19 protein-coding genes and 1 pseudogene are annotated in these 23,626 nt (G+C 72.3%); 10 read left to right on the top strand and 10 right to left on the bottom strand.

Features of this window, described 5'->3' with window-relative positions:
• Position 1: 1 nt before the first annotated feature.
• Positions 2–349 carry a GntR family transcriptional regulator gene (locus AB4078_RS07985; RefSeq protein ID WP_440732350.1) on the bottom strand — a complete coding sequence of 116 codons (348 nt, stop codon included), beginning with the start codon at positions 347–349 and terminating at the stop codon, positions 2–4.
• A gap of 101 nt (positions 350–450) precedes the next feature.
• On the opposite strand from AB4078_RS07985, the gene AB4078_RS07980 reads away from it, so the two are divergent.
• Entirely contained in the window at positions 451–921 is a 471-nt protein-coding gene (locus AB4078_RS07980; RefSeq protein WP_441976669.1) for a DUF4442 domain-containing protein, read from the top strand.
• On the opposite strand, the gene AB4078_RS07975 is transcribed toward AB4078_RS07980, so the two are convergent.
• Complete coding sequence (locus AB4078_RS07975; protein WP_441976668.1) at positions 902–1,903, bottom strand: LacI family DNA-binding transcriptional regulator; 1,002 nt, start codon at positions 1,901–1,903, stop codon at positions 902–904. The two genes, AB4078_RS07980 and AB4078_RS07975, sit on opposite strands and share 20 nt — an antisense overlap.
• Before the next feature lie 73 nt (positions 1,904–1,976).
• Here AB4078_RS07975 and AB4078_RS07970 point away from each other — a divergent pair, with 73 nt between their 5' ends.
• The 5 genes and pseudogenes from AB4078_RS07970 (at position 1,977) to AB4078_RS07950 (ending at position 8,186) form a co-directional block, all read left to right on the top strand.
• Positions 1,977–2,978 (top strand): alpha/beta hydrolase, encoded by a 1,002-nt coding sequence (locus AB4078_RS07970; protein ID WP_441976667.1) that lies wholly within the window; start codon positions 1,977–1,979, stop codon positions 2,976–2,978.
• Entirely contained in the window at positions 2,975–3,973 is a 999-nt protein-coding gene (locus AB4078_RS07965) for an alpha/beta hydrolase (RefSeq protein WP_441976666.1), read from the top strand. The genes AB4078_RS07970 and AB4078_RS07965 overlap by 4 nt, the downstream gene beginning before the upstream one ends.
• A complete protein-coding gene (locus AB4078_RS07960) occupies positions 3,973–5,271 on the top strand; it encodes an MFS transporter (RefSeq protein ID WP_441976665.1) in 1,299 nt (432 codons plus the stop codon). The genes AB4078_RS07965 and AB4078_RS07960 overlap by 1 nt, the downstream gene beginning before the upstream one ends.
• On the top strand, positions 5,268–6,932 hold the full coding sequence (locus tag AB4078_RS07955; RefSeq protein WP_441976664.1) for a CocE/NonD family hydrolase: 1,665 nt from the start codon (positions 5,268–5,270) through the stop codon (positions 6,930–6,932). Before AB4078_RS07960 ends, AB4078_RS07955 begins: the two co-directional genes overlap by 4 nt.
• A gap of 4 nt (positions 6,933–6,936) precedes the next feature.
• A pseudogene (locus tag AB4078_RS07950) lies at positions 6,937–8,186 on the top strand (APC family permease).
• On the opposite strand, the gene AB4078_RS07945 reads toward AB4078_RS07950, so the two are convergent.
• Complete coding sequence (locus tag AB4078_RS07945; RefSeq protein WP_441976663.1) at positions 8,140–8,928, bottom strand: helix-turn-helix domain-containing protein; 789 nt, start codon at positions 8,926–8,928, stop codon at positions 8,140–8,142. The pseudogene AB4078_RS07950 and the gene AB4078_RS07945 overlap by 47 nt on opposite strands.
• Before the next feature lie 206 nt (positions 8,929–9,134).
• Between AB4078_RS07945 and AB4078_RS07940 the strand changes: the two genes are divergently transcribed.
• On the top strand, positions 9,135–9,659 hold the full coding sequence (locus AB4078_RS07940; protein WP_441976662.1) for a VOC family protein: 525 nt from the start codon (positions 9,135–9,137) through the stop codon (positions 9,657–9,659).
• Here AB4078_RS07940 and AB4078_RS07935 read toward each other — a convergent pair.
• The 4 genes from AB4078_RS07935 to AB4078_RS07920 all read right to left on the bottom strand — a co-directional run bounded on the left by AB4078_RS07935 (position 9,640) and on the right by AB4078_RS07920 (position 13,814).
• Positions 9,640–10,449 carry an SGNH/GDSL hydrolase family protein gene (locus AB4078_RS07935; RefSeq protein ID WP_441976661.1) on the bottom strand — a complete coding sequence of 270 codons (810 nt, stop codon included), beginning with the start codon at positions 10,447–10,449 and terminating at the stop codon, positions 9,640–9,642. The genes AB4078_RS07940 and AB4078_RS07935 overlap by 20 nt on opposite strands.
• Positions 10,450–10,561: 112 nt before the next feature.
• Entirely contained in the window at positions 10,562–11,830 is a 1,269-nt protein-coding gene (locus tag AB4078_RS07930) for a histidine--tRNA ligase (protein ID WP_441976785.1), read from the bottom strand.
• Between the two features lie 48 nt (positions 11,831–11,878).
• Positions 11,879–12,610 carry a MazG family protein gene (locus AB4078_RS07925; RefSeq protein WP_441976660.1) on the bottom strand — a complete coding sequence of 244 codons (732 nt, stop codon included), beginning with the start codon at positions 12,608–12,610 and terminating at the stop codon, positions 11,879–11,881.
• On the bottom strand, positions 12,600–13,814 hold the full coding sequence (locus AB4078_RS07920; protein ID WP_441976659.1) for a Na+/H+ antiporter NhaA: 1,215 nt from the start codon (positions 13,812–13,814) through the stop codon (positions 12,600–12,602). Before AB4078_RS07920 ends, AB4078_RS07925 begins: the two co-directional genes overlap by 11 nt.
• 222 nt (positions 13,815–14,036) lie before the next feature.
• Here AB4078_RS07920 and AB4078_RS07915 point away from each other — a divergent pair, with 222 nt between their 5' ends.
• Together AB4078_RS07915 and gdhA are read left to right on the top strand one after the other, a co-directional pair.
• Entirely contained in the window at positions 14,037–16,631 is a 2,595-nt protein-coding gene (locus AB4078_RS07915) for a phosphoenolpyruvate carboxylase (protein WP_441976784.1), read from the top strand.
• A gap of 207 nt (positions 16,632–16,838) precedes the next feature.
• Entirely contained in the window at positions 16,839–18,155 is a 1,317-nt protein-coding gene (gdhA, locus tag AB4078_RS07910; RefSeq protein ID WP_441976783.1) for an NADP-specific glutamate dehydrogenase, read from the top strand.
• Between the two features lie 24 nt (positions 18,156–18,179).
• On the opposite strand, the gene AB4078_RS07905 is transcribed toward gdhA, so the two are convergent.
• On the bottom strand, positions 18,180–19,070 hold the full coding sequence (locus AB4078_RS07905) for a helix-turn-helix transcriptional regulator (protein ID WP_440732363.1): 891 nt from the start codon (positions 19,068–19,070) through the stop codon (positions 18,180–18,182).
• 101 nt (positions 19,071–19,171) lie between these two features.
• Here AB4078_RS07905 and AB4078_RS07900 point away from each other — a divergent pair, with 101 nt between their 5' ends.
• Positions 19,172–19,939 (top strand): SDR family oxidoreductase, encoded by a 768-nt coding sequence (locus AB4078_RS07900; protein WP_441976658.1) that lies wholly within the window; start codon positions 19,172–19,174, stop codon positions 19,937–19,939.
• 42 nt (positions 19,940–19,981) lie between these two features.
• Here the strand turns inward: AB4078_RS07900 and AB4078_RS07895 are convergent, their stop codons facing one another.
• Positions 19,982–22,969, bottom strand: coding sequence for an aminotransferase (locus AB4078_RS07895; RefSeq protein WP_441976657.1), 2,988 nt, complete (start codon positions 22,967–22,969; stop codon positions 19,982–19,984).
• Positions 22,970–23,013: 44 nt separating this feature from the next.
• Positions 23,014–23,610, bottom strand: a complete 597-nt coding sequence (locus tag AB4078_RS07890; RefSeq protein WP_440732366.1) for a gamma carbonic anhydrase family protein — start codon at positions 23,608–23,610, stop codon at positions 23,014–23,016.
• Positions 23,611–23,626: the final 16 nt, after the last annotated feature.

Below are 23,626 nucleotides of genomic sequence, written 5' to 3'. Positions count from 1 at the left end.
CTCATTCCTGGGCGGCGATCAACGCGGCGAGCGTCGCGGGGCTGATCCCCAGGACTGCACCGCGACGGACGAGCGCCCCGATGTCCTCGGCGAGGTCGGCGAGGGGCGCGGCAGAGGCGGAGAGCACGGCGCCGCGCCCTCGGCGCAGGTCGACGAGCCCCTCGTCCCGCAGCTCCTGGTACGCCCGCAACACGGTGTGCACGTTCACGTCGACCGCCTCGGACAGCTCACGGGCGGCAGGGAGCCGGTCGCCAGGACGCAGGCGTCCGGCGAGCACCTCGGCGCGCACGGACGCCGCGATCTGCGCGAACAGCGGCTGCGCACTGTCGGCATCGATACGGATCAGCATCCGACTCACCTCCTGTGCAGTTATTCTATGTCAACTAGATCAATTGTGGAAGAGATCCAGTCGATTCCCTTCCTGCGGCGCACCCCGGGAAGACTGGCTGCATGCGCGTCACACCCCGCCGTCTGGCCGTCGGCATGAGCCTGTGGATCCCGAACCTGTTCAGCGGCATCAGGGTGCGCGGCTTCAGCGCGGACTGGACGCGGGCGACGGTGGAGCTGCACGTGAACGTCTTCACCCGCAACTATGTGAAGACCGCGTTCGGCGGATCCATGCAGGCGATGACGGATCCGTACTTCTTCATGCTCGTCATGCACCAGCTGGGCCGCGACTACGTGGTCTGGGACACCCGCGGTGAGATCGAGTTCGTCAAGCCAGGCCGCGGCGTGCTCACCGCACGCTTCCACGTGCCGCCGGAGCGCGTCGCCGAGATCCGGACGCGCGCCGCCGGCGGCGCGAAGGTGCTCGAATGGTTCGAGACCGAGATCACCGACCGCGATGGCGAGGTCGTGGCGCGCGTGCGCCGCGAGGTGTACGTGCGGGAGAAGAAACGGATCACGGCCGCCCGGGTGTGACCCCGCGCAGGCTCGAGGCCCGCTCGACCAGCGTCGGCGCGAGGCGCACGGTGTCCCGTGCGCCCGAGGTGCCCGCGACCAGGCCGAGCGCGAGCTCCAGCGCCGTGCGGCCGCTCTCCTCGAACGGCTGCCGCACGGTGGTCAGGCCGAGCCCCTCGGCCAGCTCGCCGTCGTCGTAGCCGATGACGGGCAGTCTCTCGCTCTCCGGCCGGGAGCGCTGCAGGTCGAGGACGGCGGCCGCGAACCGGTCGTGATTCGCGACGACGGCGGTGGCCCCGGCATCGCGCGCGGCCTGCAGCACCCGCTCGTCGATCTCGGCCGGCCCGTCCACCGCCGCGGGCACCACAGAGACGTGACGCTGCAGCCCCTCGATGCGCAGCATGCCGGCCGACACGTAGGCCGGCGAGCGCTGCGGCTCGTGCACGAACAGCGCCGTGCGATGCCCGAGCCCGACGAGGTGGCGGCCGATCTGCTCGCCTCCGTCCCGGTCGTCGACGAGGACGACGGGGCCGCCGATCTCGCCCTTCGCCGGCACGACGTCCACGTAGACGACCGGGATCCTCGCCGCTCTGCTCGCACGGCGGGCGGCGCCGCCGAGAGGCACGCCCATGACGATGAGCCCCGACGCGTCGGTGCGCGCCGGCAGCACGTCCAGCAGCGGCTCATCGGCCGCGGCCGCCGAATCCAGGTCGTAGGGGATGATGTCGACCGCGACGTCGCGCGCCCGCCGCAGCATCCCCGAGAGCCGGCGCAGGTAGGAGGGGTAGCTCGTGAAGGGGGCGGCGACCGCGATCCGGGATGCGCCGATACGGCGCCCCTGCGTCATCCGGTAGCCGAGCGCGGTGGCGGCCGCGACGATCCGCTCGCGCGTCTCCGGGCGCACCCGGTGCGGCGCGCTCACCGCCAGCGAGACTGTCGAGATGCTCACCCCGGCACGCGCGGCGACGTCGTAGATCGTGACCCTTCCCGGACGTGCGCGCATCGCTCGGATCCCCTCTTCATCGAAGTTCTTCGATTGCTCAGACTAGTCCGCAGCCCGTCGAAGGAGATGACCGATGCCGAGAGGCTCCCGCTACCGCCGTCCGATGCTCGACCGCGCCGTCGCGGCGCATGAGGCGAGGACCGCCGCTCTTCTCGCGCCCGAGCCGAGCGATCCCGCGGGGCGGCGCCGCGTCGCCGGTGAGAACGACACCACGGTCAGCGCGGCCCTGGGGATCTTGCCCCTCGACACCGCCGCCGCGGAGCACACCGTGCCCGTCGCCGGCCACCCCGATGTGCGGGTGCGCGTCTACTGGCCCGGCTCCGAACCGGCCCCGCAGGGCGCGGGACTCCCGATCCTCGTGTACTTCTACGGCGGAGGCTTCACGATCGCCGGGATCGACTGGGTCTCGTGGGACGCACGGTTCCGCGAGCGGGCGCGCGACGCGGGGATCATCATCGTCGCCACGGACTACGCCCACGCGCCCGAGCAGCGCTTCCCCACCCAGCCGGAGCAGTGCTGGAGCGCCTGGGAATGGGCCTGGGCGCACGCGGAGGAGCTGGGCGGATCCGCCGACCGGCTCGCCGTAGGCGGCGCGTCCTCCGGAGGCGACCTGGCCGCGGCGGTGACGCTCATGAACCGCGACCGGGCGGCGCACCCGATCGCTCTGCAGCTGCTGGAGAACCCGGCGCTCGACCTCACCATCGGGCACGCCGACGCGCGCGGCGTCAGCGCGGGGATGCCCGGCGTCATCGTGCGCAGGGCCGGCCGGGTGCTGGTGCGTCAGTACGTCGGCGACGACGCGAAGGCGGCCCGAGACCCGTACGCCTCGCCGCTGCTCGCCGACTCCCACGCCGGCCTTCCCCCGGCGCTCATCATCACCTCCGAGCTCGATCCCCTCCGCGGCGACGGCGAGGCGTACGCCAGGGCGCTCTCCGACGCCGGGGTCGACGTCACCGCCGTGCGGTTCGTCGGCCAGACCCACGGCTCCCTGGGCGCGACCGGATTCGTCCCGGCCGCCGACGTCGCCCACCGCCTGATCGTGACCGAGCTGCGTCGGCTGCGGGCGGACTCATGAGCACCGCCGACACGCTCGCGCTCGACGCGCCGGTGCGGGCCTGGCTCCGCCGGATCGAGGAGATCGTCGTCGACCTGCCGGACTACGACTCGCCCGATCCCGCCGCGCATCGTCGGGCGGCCAGGATCCTGAGCGATCGGCTGGCCGCCGAGTTCACGGAACCGACTCCCCCGAGCGTGGAGGCCGAGGAGCTGCGGCTCACCGGCGCCGCCGGACCTCTCCGCGCCCGGCGGTTCCGCCCTGCGGGCTCGTCCGACCCTCTCCCGACCATGCTGTGGCTGCACGGCGGAGGCTGGATCGTGGGCACGATCGACGAGGTCCTCAACGAGAGCACCACGGCGGACCGCGCCCTGCGCTCCGCGGTGCAGATCGTGTCGCTCGAGTACCGCCTCGCGCCGGAGCACCCGTTCCCCGCCCCCGTCGACGACGCCGTCGCGGCCCTCGCCGACCTGCGCGCGCGGGCGGGCGAGCTGGGCATCGACCCGGACCGCCTCGGCATCGGAGGCAACTCCGCCGGAGCCACGATCGCGGCCTCCGCCGCCCTCCGGGAGAGGGATGCGGGCCGCCGACTGCACCATCAGGCGCTCGAGGTGCTGCCCGCCACGCTGCGCCCCCTCAGCGGCCTCTCCGCGCGGCGACGACGAGCCTCCGGCATGGACGGCGCCGAACTGCTCGCCGGCATCTACCGCGCGGGCGCCCCGCTGGCGGAGTGCTCGCCGCTCGACGCCGCCGATCATCGGGGCCTCGCTCCGGCGCTCATCCTCGCCGCCGAGTTCGATCCGCTCCGCGACGGCGCCGTCGCCTATGCCCGCGCCCTGCAGGACGCGGACGTCCCCGTGACCCTCCGCATCGGCGCGGGCCACGTGCACGGCTCCCCCGGACTCACCGCCTGGCAGGGCGCCCGCGACTGGCGCGATGCGTTCGTCGCCGAGCTCGCTGCCGCCTACGCGTCCGAACCCCCGCACCCGACCACCGACCCGAGAGGGAGACGATGATGTCCACCCATGCCGCAGATCCCGTGATCCCCTTGCCGTCCGCGCCCTCGCCCGGCGACGACGCCGTACCCGGCGAGCGCCAGACCTGGTGGTTCTGGATTGCGTTCGTCCTCACCTGGCTCGCGACCGGCATCGCCCAGGGCGTGGCCGGCGTCGCCGTGCCGCAGCTCCTCAAGGAGTGGGATCCCGACCAGGCGACGGGCAACCTCAGCATCGTGCTGACTGCAGGCGGCGCGGCGATCCTCGTCACCACCCCGATCTTCGGGCGCCTCAGCGACCGCTCGCTCTCCCGCCTCGGCATCCGCCGCCCCTGGATCGCGGCGGGCGTGCTCATCGCCGCGATCGGCTACCTTCTGCAGGCGTTCGCCACCTCGCTCCTGCTGCTCGGCGCGGGCGCGGTGCTCGTGCTGGTCGGGTGGGGCGCCGTGTCGATGACGATCCACACGCTCTTCGCCGACCAGATCCGCCGCCGCATCCGTGCGATCATGTCCGCCGTAACGGGCGCCGCCACCACCGTGGGCATCTTCGGCGGCGTCGCGCTGGCCGGCACTGTCGCGGGCACGGGACAGATCGGAATCTTCCTCATCCCGGGCGGCATCGCCGTCGTGCTCGCGAGCACCCTCTTCTTCGCCCTGCGCGACCTGCACCGCACGGTTCCCGCGGCACCGCTCGACGGGCGCGGGGTGATCGAGACGTTCTGGCTGAGCCCGCGCCGCTACCCCGACTTCGCGTGGGCCTGGATCTGCCGCTTCTTCATGACCGCCTCCATCGTGTCGGTGACGAGCTACCTCTACCTCACGATCTCCAGCCGCTTCGGCATCGAAGACCCGGCGCAGATCGCGGCCGTCCAGACGCAGGCCACGGCGGCGTTCACGATCATGAACCTCGTGCTGGCGTTCGTCTTCGGCGTCATCTCGGACCGCACCGGACGACGCAAGCCGACCGTCGTGATCGGAGCGCTCACGAGCGCAGTCGGACTCGTCGTCGCCGTCGCGGTGGGCGACGTCGCCTTCTTCCTGATCGGGATCGCGATCGTCGGCGCCGGGCAGGGGGCCTACATCGCCGCCGACGTCGCGCTCATGACCGAGTGCCTGCCTTCGACCGAGGACGCCGGCAAGGACCTCGGCATCGTGGCGCTCGCCTACCTGCTCCCGGGCATCCTAGTGCCGGTGTTCGCCTTCTTCGTGACGCGCATCGGCTCGCCCACGGGTGAGAACTTCGTGGCGCTCTACGCGGGTGCGGTCGTGATGGCGCTGTTCGCGGCCTTCGCCGTCACCCGGGTCAAGGCCGTGCGATGAGGAGGGACGATCGGCTCCCCTGGACGGCGCGCGCCGAATACCGCCGGCTGCGCTCGGCTCCCGGCATGCCGCCGCGGACCCACGCGGGCGTGCGCCGGACCTCCGGCATCGCGGTGCCCGCGGAAGACGGCGTCCCGTTGCTCACCGATCACTGGGCGGCCGAGGACGCGGGCCCGCACACGGTGCTCATCCGCACGCCGTACGACCGGAACGGCGTCGCCGCCGTGGCGCGCTTCCTCGCCGAACGCGGGCATCATGTGGTGGTGCAGAGCTGCCGGGGCGCCTTCGGCTCCGGCGGCGACTTCCGGCCTCTGCACGACGAGGCCGCCGACGGGCAGGCGACGCTGCGGTGGCTGCGCGCACAGCCGTGGGCGACGGGTCTCGTGCACTCCTGGGGCGGCAGCTACTTCGGGGTGACGCAGTGGGCGTACTGCGACGGCGCGCTCCGACCCGACGCGATGGGCATCGCGGTGTCGGCCCGGCGCTTCGACGAGGCGATCCTCTACCTCGGTCGCGGCTTCTCGATCGACACGCCGCTCGCGTGGGCGTACGCGCTCGGCCTGCAGGAGCGCCGGCTGCCGGCGCGTCTGTGGAGGCTGCTGCGAGCGCGCAGCGCCCTCGCACGGGGAGCGCGCACGGTGCCGCCGTCCCAGGCCGTGCCCGCGGCGCTGGGCGACAACCCGCAGTTCTTCCGCGACTGGGTCGAGCACAGCGATCCCGGGGATCCCTGGTGGGATCCGCTGCACTTCGCCTCCGATCCCGCGGCGGTGCCTCCCGTCACGCTCATGGCGGGGTGGCAGGACCTCTTCCTCGTCGGCCAGCTGCAGGACCACGCCGCGCTGCAGGGGGCCGGCGTACGGACGCGCCTGATCGTGGGCGACTGGATCCACGGCGCTCCCGAGATCACGGTGATCGGGGTGCGCGAGGCGCTGCAGGCCCTCGAGGGCGAGCCCGAGGCCGCCCCGGTGCGCGTCGAGATAAGCGGGGGCGGCGGCTGGCGGGATCTGGCCGACTGGCCGCCGCCGAGCGCGCCGCATCCGGTGGAGCTGACCGCGGACGGCCGTCTCGTCGCGCTGGGGACCGCCCACGCGGAGGGCGCGCTGACGTCTCGCTACGACCCCGCCGATCCCACGCCCGATGCCGGCGGCCGCACGCTCAATCCGTTCAGCGCCGGGCGCCGCGATCAGCGACGTCGCGAGAGCCGCGAGGACGTGCTGCTGTTCACGGGCGAGCCGCTCCCGGATCCGCTGCTGGTCATGGGCTCGGCGGAGATCGCGCTCACGCTCGCCTCCACGAATCCCCGGGTCGACGTCTTCGTGCGCCTGTGCGAAGTGGACGCGCGGGGGACCTCGCGCACCGTCACCGACGGCTACCTGCGGCTCTCCCCGGAGGCCGCGCCCGGCGAGCCGCGCCGGGTCCGGGTCGCGCTCGCACCGATCGCGCATCGCTTCGTCGCGGGCAGCCGCCTCCGCGTGCAGGTGTCCTGGGGCGCGCACCCCCTGCATCTGCGCAATCCGGGCACGGCGGATCCGGTGCGCGACCACTCGCGCCTGGTGGCCAGCACGCAGACGCTCTTCCTCTGCGCTGCGACGCCCGCGGTGATCTCGCTGCCGCTTCCGGAGGGCACGGCACCCGCCGTTCACCGCGGCGTGCCACGATGACGGGATGCCCCTCGCGCGCCGCCTGACCCTCGCCGATGCTGTCGCGATCGGCCTCGATCCATGATCGGTGCCGGAGTCTTCACAGTCTGGGGCCCGGCGATCGGCGCGGCCGGATCGGGCCTGCTGATCGCGCTGCTCCTCGCGGGGATCGTGGCCTTCTGCAACGCCACCTCGTCCGCGCAGCTCGCGGCCGTGCACCCGGTCTCGGGCGGCACCTACGCGTACGGACGGGCGGAGCTCGGACCGTGGTGGGGCTTCGTCGCCGGCTGGTGCTTCGTGATCGGCAAGCTCGCGAGCTGCGCCGCCATGGCGATGACTGTCGCCGCGTACGTGGCTCCGGCAGGGTGGCAGAAGCCGGTCGCGGTCGCGGCGGTCACGGCCCTGACCGCCGTCACCTGCGTCGGGGTGACCCGCACCGCTCGCGTCACCCAGGTGCTCGTGGCTGTGACCCTGCTCGGGTTGATCGTGGTGCTGGCCGCCGCGGGGACCGCACTGCCGCACGCCGCGCCCGCGCCCCTCCCGCGTGGCTCCCCCTACGGCGTGCTCCAGGCCGCGGGGCTGCTGTTCTTCGCCTTCGCCGGGTACGCGCGCATCGCGACCATGGGCGAGGAGGTGCGGGACCCGTCGCGCGCCATCCCGCGGGCGATCGGCATCGCACTCGCGTCCGCACTCGTCATCTACGTGCTCATCGGCGGTGCGGTCGTGCTGACGCTCGGCGGCGCAGCCGAGAGCTCATCCGCGCCCCTCGCCGACGTCGTCACCGCTGCCGGCTGGCCCCGCGCGGCGCCCGCCGTGCGGATCGCCGCCGCTACGGCCGCCACCGGCGCGCTGCTCGCCCTTCTCTCCGGGATCGGTCGCACCTCGCTCGCCATGGCTCGGGAACGCGACCTCCCCCGCTCCCTCACCGCCGTGGCTCCGAGGCATCACGTCCCGCGGCGTGCGCAGCTGGCCGCCGGTGCGGTCGTGGTGGCGGTCGTGCTCGTCGCGGACCTGCGCGGAGCGATCGGGTTCTCGTCGTTCGGCGTGCTGCTGTACTACTTCGTCGCGAACGCCGCCGCGCTCCAGCAGGGTGGGGCCGCGCGCCGGTATCCGAAACCGCTGCAGGTGCTCGGAGCGATCGGCTGCGTGGCTCTGGCTGCGTCGCTGCCGGTGTCCTCGGTGATGATCGGAGCGGGCGTGGTCCTCGTGGGCGTCGGCGTGCGGGCGATCAGGCTCGGACGGGACCGGCGTCGGCGCGATACGCCGACGGGGTGAAGCCCAGCACCGCGCGGAAATCGTTGGCGAGATGCGACTGATCCGCGTAGCCGAGCTCGACAGCGACGGTCGCGAGATCCGTGCCGGGATCGGAGCGGATCCGCTCCGCCGCCTCCTGCAGGCGCCGGCGCCGGATCATGGCGGCCGGAGACAGACCCACGTGGCGGTGCGCCATGCGCTGCAGGGTGCGCACCGAGACGGCGAGACGGGCCGCCGCCTGCTCGGGGCTGCGCACGTCGGGATCGGACATGAGCAGCTCCGCCATGGCGTTCGCGTGCCGGGCCGGCGCCGTGACCTCGCCCACGCGCTCACGCAGCCAGGCGCACAGCAGCGCGACGGCCCGCTCCCGATGCCCTTCCCCCGAAGTCATCGCGCCTGCGACCGCCTCCGCCAGCCCCGGTGCCGGGTACGCCTCCGCCCGGTCGAGCAGGGCGGAGGGCGTCTCGGTCAGCGCGGCCGCCGCGGCCGGCCGCAGCAGCGCGCCGACGGCCCACCCCTTGCCGGTCAGCTCCCGGGAGCTGGCTCGGGTCGTCGCGCCCGACAGCACCGTGCCCCCGCTCTCGACGACCAGGTTCAGAGCAGGGAACGACACGAGGTCCTGACGCGACGAACGGCCCGGCTCGATGTCCCACTCGGGGATCCAGCACCACTCCACGAGCTCGGCGACCTCCGCCGGCGGCGGAAGGCGGTGGAACTGCGGCAGGCGCGCCGGATACAGCACGCCGCGCGTCGGATCGACCATCCCTCGAGCGTAGAAGGCACCCCGGACATCGGGACGGTAGCCTCGTCCGCGCGTCCGTCACGTGCGTTCAGGTCGCACTTTCTGCTCCAAGATCCGGGGTTGGGCGCAGGAATTGCGACCTGAACCGCAACCGGGGCCGACGGCGCGTGCCACACCTGGCGCGAATCTGCAAGCGCCGCCATCCGCTCCGGGCCTAGCCTCGGGTCATGAGCGAAGACACCTCCACCGCAACGACCACCGGCGTCACCGGCAAGTACACGACGAACGGCCGCCCGAACTCGGCCACGTCCCTGACCCCGTTCCTGGCCATCCCCGACTCCCGGTCCGCGATCGAGTTCTACCGCGACATCTTCGGCGCGCGCGTCGTCGACATCACCGAGTTCGGTGGCGTGGTCGCGCACGCCGACCTCGACTTCGGTCTCGGCGTGCTGCAGCTGGGCGATCCCAACCCCGAGTACGGGCTCGTCTCGGCCCCCGCCGGCGACGCCGACTGCTACTCGATGGGCCTCTACGTGCCCGACGTCGACACGGTCGTCGAACGCGCGGTGGCGGCCGGTGCGACGGTTCGCGAGGCGCCGTCCACGTTCGTCTCGGGCGACCGCTACGCGAGCATCCGGGATCCGTTCGGCGTGCGCTGGTCGATCATGACGCGCGTCGAGGACCTCTCCGAGTCCGAGAGCACGGCCCGCGTGGCCGAATGGGCCGCCTCGTTCACCGCACCGGAGAGCTGAGCGCTCCGCCGGCCGCGTTCACCGAGGCCTCCTCGGCCGCCGCCGTCACCGCGGGCAGCAGCGCTTCCGCAGTGCGGCGGTAGCCGAGGGCGCTCGGGTGGAACCGATCCAGGCTGAACATCTCCTCAGGCTCATCGAAGAACATCGGCCCGACCGCGCGCCGCAGATCGACCGCGGTGGCGCCGTGCTCGATGGCGGCCTGGGCCTGCGCCGCGGCCAGTCGCCGTGACATCCGCGAGGCGATCGACCGCAGCGGCTGCGGAACGGCCCGCAGCGCCCCGAGGTCGGGGCAGGTGCCGACCACGACGCTCGCTCCGAGCGCGTGCAACCAGCCGATCGCGTCCTCGAGATGCTGCACCGAGAGGGTGACCGGGATCCGGTGGGTCACGTCGTTGCCGCCGACGACGATCACCGCGACGTGCGGCAGATAGTCCGTCTCGAGCGACGCGAGCTGAGCGTCCAGATCCGGCGACTCGGATCCGACGATCGCGACCGTACGCAGCCGCACCGGCCGACGCGTCCGCCGGGCGACGCCCTTGGCGAGCCGTCCGCCCAGCGTGTCCTTGCGCCGCTCGGCGCCCAGACCGGCCGCAAGCGAGTCGCCGAGCACGAGCAGCTCGATCGGCTCCCCGGACAGGCCCCGCCGCCAGACGCGGTCGGCGTCGATCGCGTCTTCTCCCAGCGGCTTGCCGATGCGACGCCGAGCGATACGCGCCTGTCGCCGCAGCGCCAGCGGCACGGCGACGGCAGATCCGGCGATCGCGAGCCCGGCGGCTCCGAGAAGCCCCACCGGCACGCCTCGGGACCCGGCCCGACGGCGATCAGCAGCGTCCATACGCCGATCAGATCGCATCGACATGAACGGCGCGTGACCGGCCGTGGACGCAGAGGCGACGGGCGCCTCAGGACAGCGGCTTGACCTCGAGCGCGTCGGACGCGTCGCCCGCGCGCACGGCCGCGAAGGCCGTGTAGCCGTCGGCCGCGGCGCGCTGCAGGAGGGCCTTGAGATTCTTCGTGCGCCGCTCCAGCCGCACTCTGGCGCCGCCCGCGATGAGCGCCGCCTTGTGCGCGACGAGCTCGGCGACGGGTACGTCGGCGTCGTGCACGAGCACCACGGCCTGCCCCGCCGCGTCGTCGGCGGACTCCAACAGATCCACGATCCGCTCGAAGCCGATCGAGAAGCCGACGGCCGGCACCTGCTGCCCGAGGAAGCGCCCGATCATGCCGTCGTAGCGGCCGCCACCGCCCAGCGAGTACGACACCGACGGGTGCGCGAGCTCCATGATCGTGCCCGTGTAGTAGCCCATGCCGCGCACCAGGAACGGGTCAAACTGCAGCGGGATCGGATCGATGCCCTCGACGGCGGGGCGGGCGGCGGCAACGGCCTCGCCGAGGCCGACCAGGTGCGCGACGAGGTCGTCCGGAACGCCTTCGGGCAGCGCCTTGCGGATCTGCCGTTCGCCGTAGGGGTTGTACTCGAGGGTCTGCGGGCGATGCAGGAACGCCTCGAACGCGTCCACGGCGGCCACCGTCGCACCGCGCTCGCGCAGCTCCGCGACGATGCCGTCGGTGCCGATCTTGTCGAGCTTGTCGATCGTGATGAGCACTCCCGGACGCTCGTCCTCGGTGAATCCGAACGCATCGAGCATCCAGTCGAGGGCGCGGCGGTCGTTCACGCGCACCATGCCACCCGTGAGCCCGAGGGCGTCGATCGTGTCGAGCGAGGCCACGATGAGCTCGGCCTCGGCACGCGCCGAGTCGTCGCCGATGATGTCGATGTCGCACTGCACGAACTGGCGATAGCGACCCTTCTGCGGCCGCTCGGCACGCCAGACCGGCCCGATCTGGATCGAGCGGAACACTCCGGGCAGCTGACCGCGGTTGGTCGCGTAGAAGCGCGCGAGCGGAACCGTCAGGTCGTAGCGCAGGCCCAGGTCGCTGAGGGCGGCCGGGTCCTCCGCCGCCGCGCTGATCGCGTCGGCGTCCAGGCCGCGGCGCAGGATGTTGAAGGACAGCTTCTCGTTGTCGCCGCCGATCCCGGCGTGCAGCCGGTCGTACTCCTCCACGACGGGCGTCTCGATCTCGTCGAACCCATGAGCGCGGTAGCGCTCCCGGATGACGGAGAGCACACGCTCACGACGCGCCTTGTCGGCGGGGAGGAAGTCGCGCATCCCGCGCGGAGGATTGACCGTTGCCACGGATCCATTCTTCCAGGTCCGTCAGGCCGGCTCTGATCCCTCCGCGGCGCGCACCTCGTCCTCGAGGATCCTGATGCGCTCGCGCAGGGCGCGCTCGGCATCCCAGCCGTGGGTGCGAGCCGCCACGACGAGAGTCAGCAGCTGCTCGCCGAGTTCGGCCTCGGTGAGCGGAGCGGGCTCCGTGGGGGGCGCGGGGGTCGGGCCGACGATCGCCGGCGGGGCCTCCTCGTGCCCGGACGCGGACGGATCCTCGGAGACCTCGACGTGCGCCTTCGCGGCGCGGCCCAGGATCTTCTGCGCCCGGGCGAGCGCGGGCATTCCGGGAGGGATGCCGTCCAGCACGCTGCGGCGATCATGCTTCTCCGCGGCCTTGGCGGCGTTCCAGTGCACCAGCACCTCCTCCGGCGTGCGGGCGATCGCGTTGCCGAACACGTGCGGGTGGCGCCGGGTCATCTTCTCGGTCAGGGTGCGCGCGACGTCGTCGATGTCGAACGGATCCGCCGGATCCTGCGCCGCGATCGCCGCGTGGAACAGCACCTGCCAGAGCAGGTCGCCGAGCTCTTCGCGGAGTTCCGCGCGGTCCTCGCGCTCGACGGCGTCGATGAGTTCGGCCGATTCCTCCACGAGGTACGGCACGAGTTCGCGATGGGTCATGGCCTGCGACCAGACGCACTTCTCCCGCACCTGCCGCATGACCTCCGCGGCGGCGCGCAGCGGATCCGTCTCGGCAGGGGACTCCCGATCAGCGCTCATCCCCGTACGCCTCCTCGTCCTCATCCTCGTCCGGCTGGTCGTCCTCCGCATCGCCGATCGCACGGTGCACCTTCGCCCGCCACGAGACCAGCACGGCGGCGACCACCAGCGCGATCACCGACCCCAGCAGCACCGCGAGGATCGCCTGGTCCTTCACCGCGGCATCCCCCGCGAAGGCGAGATTCGCCAGCAGCAGCGAGACCGTGAATCCGATGCCGCCCAGTGCTCCGGCCGCGAGCACGTCGGGGAAGCGGATCGCCGGAGGCGCGCCCCGCGGGCGGATCAGCTGCGCGAGGGCGCCGAACGCGCCGATGCCGATCAGCTTGCCGACCGGCAGCGCCACGAGGATCGCGAAGAACGCCGGAGAGAGTTCCTCCAGCGGCACCTGCGGGATGACCACGAACGCCGCCACGAAGGCGAACAGCGGCAGCACCAGCCCGTTGACCCAGGGTTCCAGCGCATGACGGATCGGATCCGCGGCCCGGGGCGCCATCACCAGGCCCAGCATGACGCCCGCGATCGTGGCGTGCACGCCGGAGGCGGCGAACAGCCCCCAGGCGACCACGCCGACGATCGCCATCAGCACGGCCACGACCGGGGTGGCGGACCCGCGCAGGCGACGGCTCAGCACGGCGAACACAATGACCGCGAGCACGCCGAGACCGAGCAGCAGCAGGTTCAGCCCGTGCGCGAACAGCACGGCGATGAACACGATCCCGACGATGTCGTCGAGGATCGCGAGCGCGAGCAGGAAGGCGCGCACCGCCGAGGGCAGACCGCGTCCGAACACGGCGAGCACGCCGAGCGCGAAGGCGATGTCGGTCGCGGTCGGGATCGGCCAGCCGGCCGCGCTCGGATCCGAGCCGGCGATCCACAGGTACAGGGCGATCGGCACCAGGATGCCGCCCGCGGCGGCGATCGCAGGCTGGATCGCCACGCGCACGCTGTTCAGCTCGCCGCGGGTGAGCTCGTACTGGAGCTCGAGCGCGACGACGAAGAAGAAGATCGCGAGCACGCCGTCCGACACCCAGTGCGACACCGAGAGGTCCAGAGCCGTGCCGGGGATCCCGAAGTGCGCGCCGAGCATTCCGGCGATCGCGTCGTGCGTGGGAAGGTTCGCGAGGAGCAGCCCGAGCCCCGCGGTCGCCAGCAGCAGGATCGCGGGGAACTGCGGGGACCTCAGAAGGCGACTGGTGCGGCTCATCCCCTCCACCGTATCGCGCACCGGTCAGCCGCGCGCGGGAGCGGATCCCAGCCCCTTGACCTCGCCGCCCAGGTTCTGCGAGGCACGGCTGCCGCGGGACGTCACGCGGTCGTCGCCTGCGCAGCATCGGTTTACGCTCGAATCGTGACCCCCGACACAACCCATACCGAAGCCATCCGCATCGTCGGCCGGTTCGAGGCAGGGCGCGAGCTGCCCGAGGCGATGCGCGCCGATGTGCGCATGCTCGGCGCGCTGCTCGGCCAGGTCCTGCGCGAATCCGGCGGCGACGACCTGTTCGACGACGTCGAGCGCCTGCGTCAGGCCACGATCGAGGCGTACACCGACGAGTCCGCCGAGGCCTTCGACCGCGCGACCCGCATCGCCGAGGAGTTCTCGGTGCAGCGCGCCGACGAGGTCGCCAGGGCCTTCACCGCCTACTTCCACCTCGTGAACCTCGCCGAGGAGCACCAGCGCGTGCGCGTGCTCCGCGATCGCGGCGAGGACCCCACCTCCACCGACACGGTCGCCGGCGCCTTCGCGCAGCTGAGCGGCGAGGTCGGCGAGGACGAGGCCCGCCGCCGGCTGGGTGCGCTGCGATTCCACCCTGTGTTCACAGCGCACCCCACCGAGGCCCGCCGTCGCGCGGTGTCCTCCAGCATCCGGCGCCTCGCCGAGCTGCTGAGCGCGCATGACGCCGCAGCCGAGGGCACCCCCGAGGCGCACCGCGCACACCGGCGCATGCTCGAGGAGGTCGACACCCTCTGGCGCACCGCACCGCTGCGGGCGCAGAAGCCGGCGCCGACCGACGAGGTGCGCACGGTCATGAGCGTCTTCGACGAGACGCTGTTCACCACCGTCCCGCACGTGTACCGCCGCATCGACGACGTGCTGCGCGGCGAGCAGTCCGGATCCTCCGCCCCCATCGTCCCGGCCTTCGTGCGCATCGGCACCTGGGTCGGCGGCGACCGCGACGGCAATCCGTTCGTCACGGCCGCCGTGACCCGCGAGGCCGCCGCGATCGCGGCCGACCACGTGCTGCGTGGACTCGAGCGGGCGATCGAGCGGATCGGCCGCACGCTGACGCTCGATGCCGAGGGCACGCCGCCCTCCGCGGCGGCGACGGCGCTGTGGGATGCGCTGCAGGCCGCACACCCCGATGTCGCGGGCGAGGTCGCCACTCGCTCGCCCTCCGAGCCGCATCGCCGGATCCTGCTGCTGCTCGCGCATCGCGTCGCGGTCACCCGCCGCGGGGACGAGGGTGGCTACACGGATCCGGAGCAGCTGCTCGCGGATCTGCGCACCGTGCAGTCGTCGCTCGACGCGGCCGGCGCACGCCGGCACGCGTTCGGCGGGATGCAGCACCTCATCTGGCAGGTGGAGACGTACGGCTTCCACCTCGCCGAGCTCGAGGTGCGGCAGCACTCCCAGGTGCACGCGCGTGCGCTCGCGGAGCTCGACGCTGCCGCGGGCGGATCCGGCTCCCTCAGCGCCGAGACCGAGGAGGTGCTGGCGGTCTTCCGCGCCGTCCGCGAGATCCAGCGCACCTACGGGCCGCGCGCGGCGGGGCGCTATGTCGTCTCGTTCACGCAGTCGGCTCAGGACCTCGCGAACGTGCACCGCCTCGCGCAGTACGCGAGCGCCGGCGACGGGCCCGTGCTCGACGTGGTGCCGTTGTTCGAGACTTTCGCCGACCTGCAGGCGGCGCCGGGGATCCTCGCCGAGATCGTCGACCACCCGGCCTTCGCGGCACGGCTGGCGGCGACCGGCCGGCGCCTGGAGGTCATGCTCGGGTACTCCGACTCCTCCAAGGACGTCGGCCCGGTGGCCGCGAATCTCGCCCTGTACGAGGCGCAGGCAGAGATCGCCGCCTGGGCGCAGCGCGAGAACATCGAGCTCACCCTGTTCCACGGTCGCGGCGGCGCCCTCGGCCGTGGCGGCGGCCCCGCCAACTCCGCGATCCTGGCTCAGCCGCCGCACTCCGTGGACGGCCGATTCAAGCTCACCGAGCAGGGCGAGGTCATCTTCGCGCGGTACGGCGAGCCCGCGATCGCGATGCGCCACATCGACCAGGTGACGGCGGCGACCCTGCTCGCGTCCTCCCCCGGCGTCGAGCAGCGCAACAGCGCCGCCGCCGAACGGTTCGCCGACGTCGCGGCCACCATGGACCGCGCCTCGCGCGATCGGTTCTTCTCGCTCGTGAAGGCGGAGTGCTTCGCCCCGTGGTTCGCCACGGTGACGCCGATGGAGGAGATCGGACTTCTCGCGCTCGGCTCCCGCCCGGCCCGCCGCGGCCTGTCCGTCGAGTCCCTCGAGGACCTCAGGGCGATCCCGTGGGTGTTCGCCTGGACGCAGGCCCGGATCAACCTCGCCGGCTGGTTCGGCCTGGGCACGGCTCTCGAGGCCGTCGGCGACGAGGAACTGCTGCGCACCGCGTACCAGGAGTGGCCGCTGCTGCGCACGATGGTCGACAACGTCGCGATGAGTCTCGCGAAGACGGATCCGCGCATCGCCCGCCGCTACCTCGGTCTCGGCGATCGCGACGACCTGGCCGCGCTCGTGCTGGAGGAGATGGAGCTCACCCGCTCCTGGGTCATCCGCCTCACCGGCGGCGAGCGCCTGCTGGAGAACAAGCCGATCCTGCAGCGAGCGGTCGCGATGCGCAGCCCCTATGTGGACGCGCTCTCGCTCCTTCAGCTGCGGGCGCTGCGTGGCCTCCGCGACGCCGACGAGCAGGCCCCCGCACCGGATCCGGACCTGCAGCGCCTGCTGCTGCTGTCGGTCAGCGGAGTCGCCGCGGGTCTGCAGAACACCGGCTGATCCGGGCTTCTCACGCGGGGTTCACGCCGCCCAGGCTGGGTTGCGGAGCGGGTTAGAGTGAGGAATCTGCCGCATCCGGCTGTCTGCGCACGACACGATCACCCGCGCTCCTCTCCGCATCCCCGTCTGAAAGCATCCCGAGTGACCGACACCATCAGCGACCCCGCACGCACCGACTTCCATCCCCTCTCCCCACTCGCCCAGCCCGTGTTCGAGGACGTCCTCGCCCTGAACCCGAACGAACCCGAATTCCACCAGGCCGTGCACGAGGTGCTGCACTCCATCGGACCTGTGCTCGAGCGTCACCCCGAGTACGTCGACGCCGGGGTGCTCGAGCGTCTCGTCGAGCCGGAGCGCCAGGTGATCTTCCGGGTGCCGTGGGTCGACGACCACGGCAAGGTGCAGGTGAACCGCGGATACCGCGTGCAGTACTCCTCCGTGCTGGGTCCGTACAAGGGCGGCCTGCGCTTCCACCCGTCGGTGAACCTCTCGATCATCAAATTCCTCGGCTTCGAGCAGATCTTCAAGAACGCGCTCACCGGTCAGGGCATCGGCGGCGGCAAGGGCGGCTCGAACTTCGACCCGCACGGTCGCAGCGATGCCGAGATCATGCGGTTCTGCCAGTCCTTCATGAACGAGCTGTACCGTCACCTCGGCGAGCACACCGACGTCCCCGCCGGAGACATCGGCGTGGGCGGCCGCGAGATCGGCTACCTGTTCGGCCAGTACCGCAAGATCACCAACCGGCACGAGTCCGGCATGTTCACCGGCAAGGGCATCGGCTGGGGCGGAGCGCAGGTGCGCACCGAGGCGACCGGCTACGGCGCGGTCTTCTTCGCGCAGGAGATGCTGGCCGTGCACGGCGAGTCGCTCGAGGGCAGGCGCGTCGGCATCTCCGGATCCGGCAATGTCGCGATCTACGCGATCCAGAAGGCCGCGCAGCTGGGGGCCGTCGCCGTGACCGCGTCCGACTCCTCCGGATACGTCGTCGACGATGCCGGCATCGACGTGGACCTTCTCCGCCAGATCAAGGAAATCGAGCGCGGACGCATCGTCGAGTACGCCAGGCGCCGCCCCGGGGCCCACTTCATCGAGGGCGGTTCCGTGTGGGAGGTGCCGGTGGACATCGCCGTGCCCTCCGCCACGCAGAACGAGCTGGACGGCACAGGCGCAGCGGCCCTGATCGCGAACGGCGTGCGCGCCGTCTCCGAGGGTGCCAACATGCCGTCGACGCCCGAGGCCGTCGCGGCCTTCCAGGACGCGGGCGTGCTGTTCGCCCCCGGCAAGGCCGCGAATGCCGGCGGCGTCGCGACGTCCGCTCTGGAGATGAGCCAGAACGCGGCCCGTCAGCGCTGGGGCTTCGACGACAGCGAGCAGAAGCTGCGCGACATCATGGCCGACATCCACCGCGCCGCGTTCGACGCCGCCGAGCGCTACGGCGTGCCGGGTGACTACGTCGCCGGTGCCAACATCGTCGGCTTCGAGCGGGTCGCGAATGCGATGCTCGCGCAGGGCGTCATCTGAACCTCGCTCCGCGTCTCGGCGCGGTCAGCGCTCTGCGGACTCCGCGCGGCCGAGTTCATCGGCGAACTGCGGGCGCTGGGCGCTGCCGCCGGCTGCGGAACGGCTCGCCGCCCAGGATCCCAGCGTCCGCAGCGCGTCGGAGGTCCTCTCGTCGGCGGCCATGTAGGTCACGAGCATGAGCGCAGGTTCGTCGGGAAGGGTGAGCGTCTCGTAGTCGAGTGAGAGGCGCCCGATCTCCGGGTGGTCGACGAGCTTGTGACCGTGGGTCTTCACGACCACCTCCTGCCGCGCCCAGGCACGCACGAAGTCGTCGCTGCCGATGGTGAGTTCGCCGATCAGGGCGGCGATCTCCGGGGCGTCCGGGAGCAGCCCCGCCATGCGGCGCAGATGAGCCGCCGTCTCGCGGGCGACCTTCTCCCACTCCGGGTAGTACGCCGGTGCGGTCGGATCCAGGAACACGTGACGGGCCATGTTCCGCGGACCGTCGGGGAGCGCGATGAGGGCGTCGCCGAGCAGGTTCGTGGCCAGCACGTCCATGGCCGGCCCCAGCACGAACGCCGGAACCTGAGGCATCGCATCGAGCAGTGCGCGCACCCCGGGACGCGCACCGGGAGCGGCCAGGGGCCGGGGCGCCTGAGCCTGCGTGCCCGGTCGCGCAAGCACTCGGAGATGATCGCGCTCGACATCGTCCAGACTCAGCACGCGCGCGATCGCGTCGAGCACCTGGTCCGACGCCGCCCGCGCCCTGCCCTGCTCCAGACGCACGTAGTAGTCGGGACTGATCCCCGACAGCAGCGCGACCTCCTCGCGGCGCAGACCCGGCACCCGCCGCTGACCGCCGGCGGGCAGGCCGCGCTCCTCAGGGGCGATGCGCTCCCGCTTCGCACGGAGGAACTCTCCGATCTCGGATGTCATGGTCCCAGTATCGCCGCCGCGCACCGCGCGAGGGTGGCCCTGTCAGACCCAGGTTCATCGGGACGTTCCCGCCCTGGTGCAGCCCGCGCAGGCTGGTTCCCATGAACACCGAATCCTCTCTCCCCCTTTCCGGACGCACCGCCCTCGTCACCGGTGCCGGCAGCGGCATGGGTGCGGCGGTCGCCGCGCACCTCGCCGCCCTCGGCGCCTCCGTCGCCGCCCTCGGTCGCCGGGAGGATCGCCTCGCGGCCGTCGCCGCAGCCTCCGCCGACTCCGACGCGGCAGGGCGGATCCTCGTGGTTCCCGCCGACATCACCTCCGAGTCCGAGGTCGCCGCCGCCATCGCGCAGATCCACCGCGAACTCGGCTCCGTCGACCTCCTCGTCAATGCCGCCGGCGTGATGCTGCCGAACCCCCTCGCGGACGGTCGTGCAGACGAATGGGACCGCATGATCGACACGAACCTCACCGGCCTGCTCCGCGTCACCCGCGCCGTGCTGCCCGACCTTCTGGACGGAACCGGGCCGCGCGACATCGTCAACATCTCCTCGATCGCCGCGCACGTGGTGTTCCCGGACTACGCCGTCTACGCCGCGACGAAGGCCGCCGTCACCGCTCTGTCCGCCATGCAGCGCACCGAGGTGGCCCGGCACGGCGTGCGGGTCACCAACGTCGAACCGGGCCTCACCTCCACCGAGCTGGGCACGCACATCGAGAACGAGCGCCTGGGCGCCGAGCTCGCCGCCATGTTCGACGCGATCGAGGCGATCTCGGCCGACGACGTCGCCGACCTGGTCGACTTCGTCGTGACTCGCCCCGCGCACGTGAACCTGCGCCAGGTCGTCGTCCTGCCGACCCAGCAGGCTTGATCCGGTCCGTCCGAGCCCCACGTCGCGCGGGCTCGGACGGGCTCACCAGCCTTCGGCGAGCACTCGGTCCAGCGCCGCCACGACCAGGTCGGCGCTCTGCGCCGTGAGGCACAGCGGAGGCTTGATCTTCAGCACGTTCGACCGCTCGGAGGTCGTCAGCACGATGACGCCCAGCTCCCGGAGCCGCTCGCAGATCGCGGCCGCCTCGGCCGCCGCGGGTTCCATGCTCTCGCGGTCGCGGACGAGCTCGACCCCGAGATAGAGGCCTTCGCCGTGCACTGGTCCGATGAGCGGATGGCGCTCGGCGAGCGCGCGGAGCCCCTCCGCCAGGCGCCCGCCCACGACGCGCGCGTTCTCCTGCAGCCCCTCGGCCGCCATCGCGTCGAGCACCGCGATGCCGACGCGGCAGCTGAGCGGGTTCCCACCCGCGGATGAGAAGAACTGCCCCTGGGCGGACAGCGCGTCAGCCACTCGCTTCGACGTGATCACCCCGCCGATCGGGAAGCCGTTGCCCATCGGCTTCGCGATCGTGATGATGTCGGGGACGACGCCGGACTGCTCGAAGCCCCAGAACGAGGATCCCATCCGGCCGAATCCGACCTGGACCTCATCGGCGATGCACAGCCCGCCTGTGGCGCGCACCCGGGCATAGGCCTCCGCGAGGTAGCCGTCCGGCAGCAGAACCCCGCCGGCGTTGCCGAGCACCGATTCGCAGATGAAGCCGGCCGGGGGACGCCCGTCGGCCGTGAGACGGTCGAGGTCGGCCCCCAGATCGGCGACGTACCGCGATCCCGTCTCCTCGCCGCGGTAGGTGCCGCGGAACCGGTTGGGCACATCGGCCACGTGCACCCAGTCCGGGCGCGTGGCCAGGGCGTCGGGGTTGTCATAGGCGCTCGTGGTCACCGCATCGCTGGCCATGGTCCAGCCGTGATAGGCCTCCCGCAGCGACACCACGGTCTTGCGCCCGGTGGCCGCCTGGGCGAGTCGCAGCGCGAGATCGACCGCCTCGGAACCGCTGTTCACGAGCAGCACCGTGTCCAGGGCGTCCCGGTCGGTGCCGCCGCGGCGCGCCTGAACCGGCAGCAGCGCGAGGAGGCGCTCGCTGTACTCCGCGAGTTCGCGATACAGGAACCGGGAGTTGGTGTTCAGGATCCGGATCTGCCGGTTCACAGCGTCGGCGACGCCGGGGTGGCCGTGTCCGAGCCCCGTGACGTTGTTGACCATGTCGATGTAGGCGCGCCCGGTGGTGTCGACGAGGTGGTGCCGCCAGCCGCGCTCGACCTGCGGCGGGCGCTCGTAGTACCGTTCCTGGGCACTCGCGAACGTGCGCTCCCGGCGCGCGAGTTCAGCCGGCGCCTCGTCCCACTGCGCGAGCGCGGGCAGGCCGAGCCAGGGTGCCGGATCGGTGCTGAACCGGCGCCAGGCAGGCACCGACTCCGGGCTGACGAGCGCGGCGTCACCGAGCTCCGGCGCCGTCCCCGGGGCGTCGCGGCGCAGGATCGAGACCACCACGGTCCGAGCCGTCGTGCTGTCCGCGACCCAGCTGATCCCCTGCCCGGCCTCGACCTCGGCGCCGTGCTCGGGGGCGAATCCCGTGCCGCGGATCTCGCAGACCCAGTTCTCGGCGAAGACGATCCGCACCGTGCCGTACGCGGATCCCTCGATCCGCCCGGAGACCGGGGCGGCGAGCAGCATCTGCCCGCCCGCGGGCAGATGGATCGTTGTCCCGATCGGCCAGGTCGGCGCCGCCTCCGCGCTGTCCACGCGCGTGCGGGTGAGCCGGTAGACGCCGTAGGGCATCACCGCCGCCGCCGCCCCGCCGTCGAATGCGGCGCGGACGAGCACCTGCTCGATATCAGGCGAGAGCCACGCCCCGCCGGACAGATCCTCGGACTCGACGCCGGGATCGAGGACCGCGACGTCACCGTCGAGCCCGGGCAGGAGAGACGCGAGCGCTACGGCCGAGCTCTCTCGCATCGGGGTCTCGGGCAGCATCGCCGCCGCGGGGAACCCGAGCCTGTCGATAACGAGCTCGACCGCCTCGACGAGCGGCACCGCTGTCGCCGCGTCGAAGATCGCCTGCTCCCCCGCGATCCGCTCGCGGGCATACTCGTTGCCGCCGTCGATCTCGAGCTGACGCCAGCCGCTCGCCACGAGAAGGGCCGCGCGCAGCACGATCAGCGGCCAGACCGCGCGCGCCTCGGACTCGCTGAGGGGCGCCTCGGCGTGGAAGGCCGCGATGGTCTCGAGCACGCGCAGCGGCCGCTCGGGCTCGTGATGCAGCATCGACGATGCGCAGACCGCGAGCTCCGCGACCCGCCATCCGAGCGCCAGGTCGCCGAGGTCCAGCACCGTGCGCGGGTGCAACCGGGAATCCGCTCCCCGCTGGCCCATCACGTTGTCATCGGTGAGATCGCCGTGGATCGGCTGCACCGGCAGATCCACGGCGGCGGTTCCGAGAAGGCGTTCGGCCCGCGCGATCGCTTCGTCGACGCGAACTCGCAGCTCCGGCTCCTCGATCGACGGCAGCAGACGGCGCGCCTCCTCAGCCGCGACCCGCATGTCCCACATCTGCGGACGATCGAGGCCCGGATGCACCAGCTCGGCGAGTGCGTTCACGGACGCGGCGGCGAGGGATCCGAACTCGCGCAGCACCTCTGGCGCGAAGTAGCCGGCGTCGACCATCGCCTCCCCCTCGGCGAAGGCGCTCCGCCGCACCGAGAACCCGCGCCAGCGCTGGGTGAGGGCGCCGTCGAGGCCCGGCAACGCGGCGGGCACCGCGACGCCTGCCGCACGGTAGGCGTCGAGTGCGGCATGCTGCGCATCACGCGCCCTGTCGGGGAAGACCGGGTTGTCGACGCGCAGCACGCTGCGGGTGCCGTCCGCCTCGGTGAGCAGGAAGTTGCGGTCCTGGTTGCTGCCGAGTTCGGACGCGGTGGCGGTGATGCCCCAGAGCTCGCTCGCGATCGCGACGGCGTCAGAGGTGGTGACATCGGGGCGCACGAGACCCCCGGTCGGCTGTTCGGGCACAGCGGTCCCTTCGTTTGGAAGCGCGGGAAGCGTGGAGTGGTATCTCAGAGCGCGTGGTCGTCGGCGTGCCGCGCGAGTGAGCGGGCGTAGCGCTCGGTCAACTGGACCATGAGGTCGGGCGTCGAGCGGTCCACGCCGAACACGTAGCCGGGGAAGTCGAGCTCGTGCTGGGCCTCCCAGATCTGCTCATGCTGCTCGGGCGAGAGGATGCGCACCGGATCCCCGACCGCCACCCAGCCGATCGGCACCACGGTCTCCGGCGGCAGGGTCGTGCGCAGGTGCACCACCGCGTTGATGCGCACCTCGCTGCGCTCGCCGATCACCGCGCCGTTGAAGATCCGGGTCCCGGTGGCGAGGAACACCTCTTCGGCGATGGTCGCCCCCGAGATGCTCGCCATCGGCCCCACCAGCACGTGATCGCCGATGTGCACCGGGTTGGCGGCCGTGGCGCGGATGAGCGCGTTCTCCATCACGATGACGTGCTCGCCGAGCGTGATCGGACCGCCCTCCGCGGTGATGACGGCGCCGTGCAGCACCTGGCAGTTCTCCCCGATCGTGACGTCGCCGGAGATCACGGCGGACGGAGCGACGACGGCCGTGTCGTGGATGCGGGGCCGAGCCCCGAGGTGCTCGTAGATCATGTGACGAGCGTAGTGC

Source organism: Microbacterium sp. 2MCAF23 (assembly GCF_052115565.1).
Taxonomy (GTDB): Bacteria; Actinomycetota; Actinomycetes; order Actinomycetales; family Microbacteriaceae; genus Microbacterium.
This window is presented reverse-complemented; position numbering and strand designations above follow the sequence as displayed.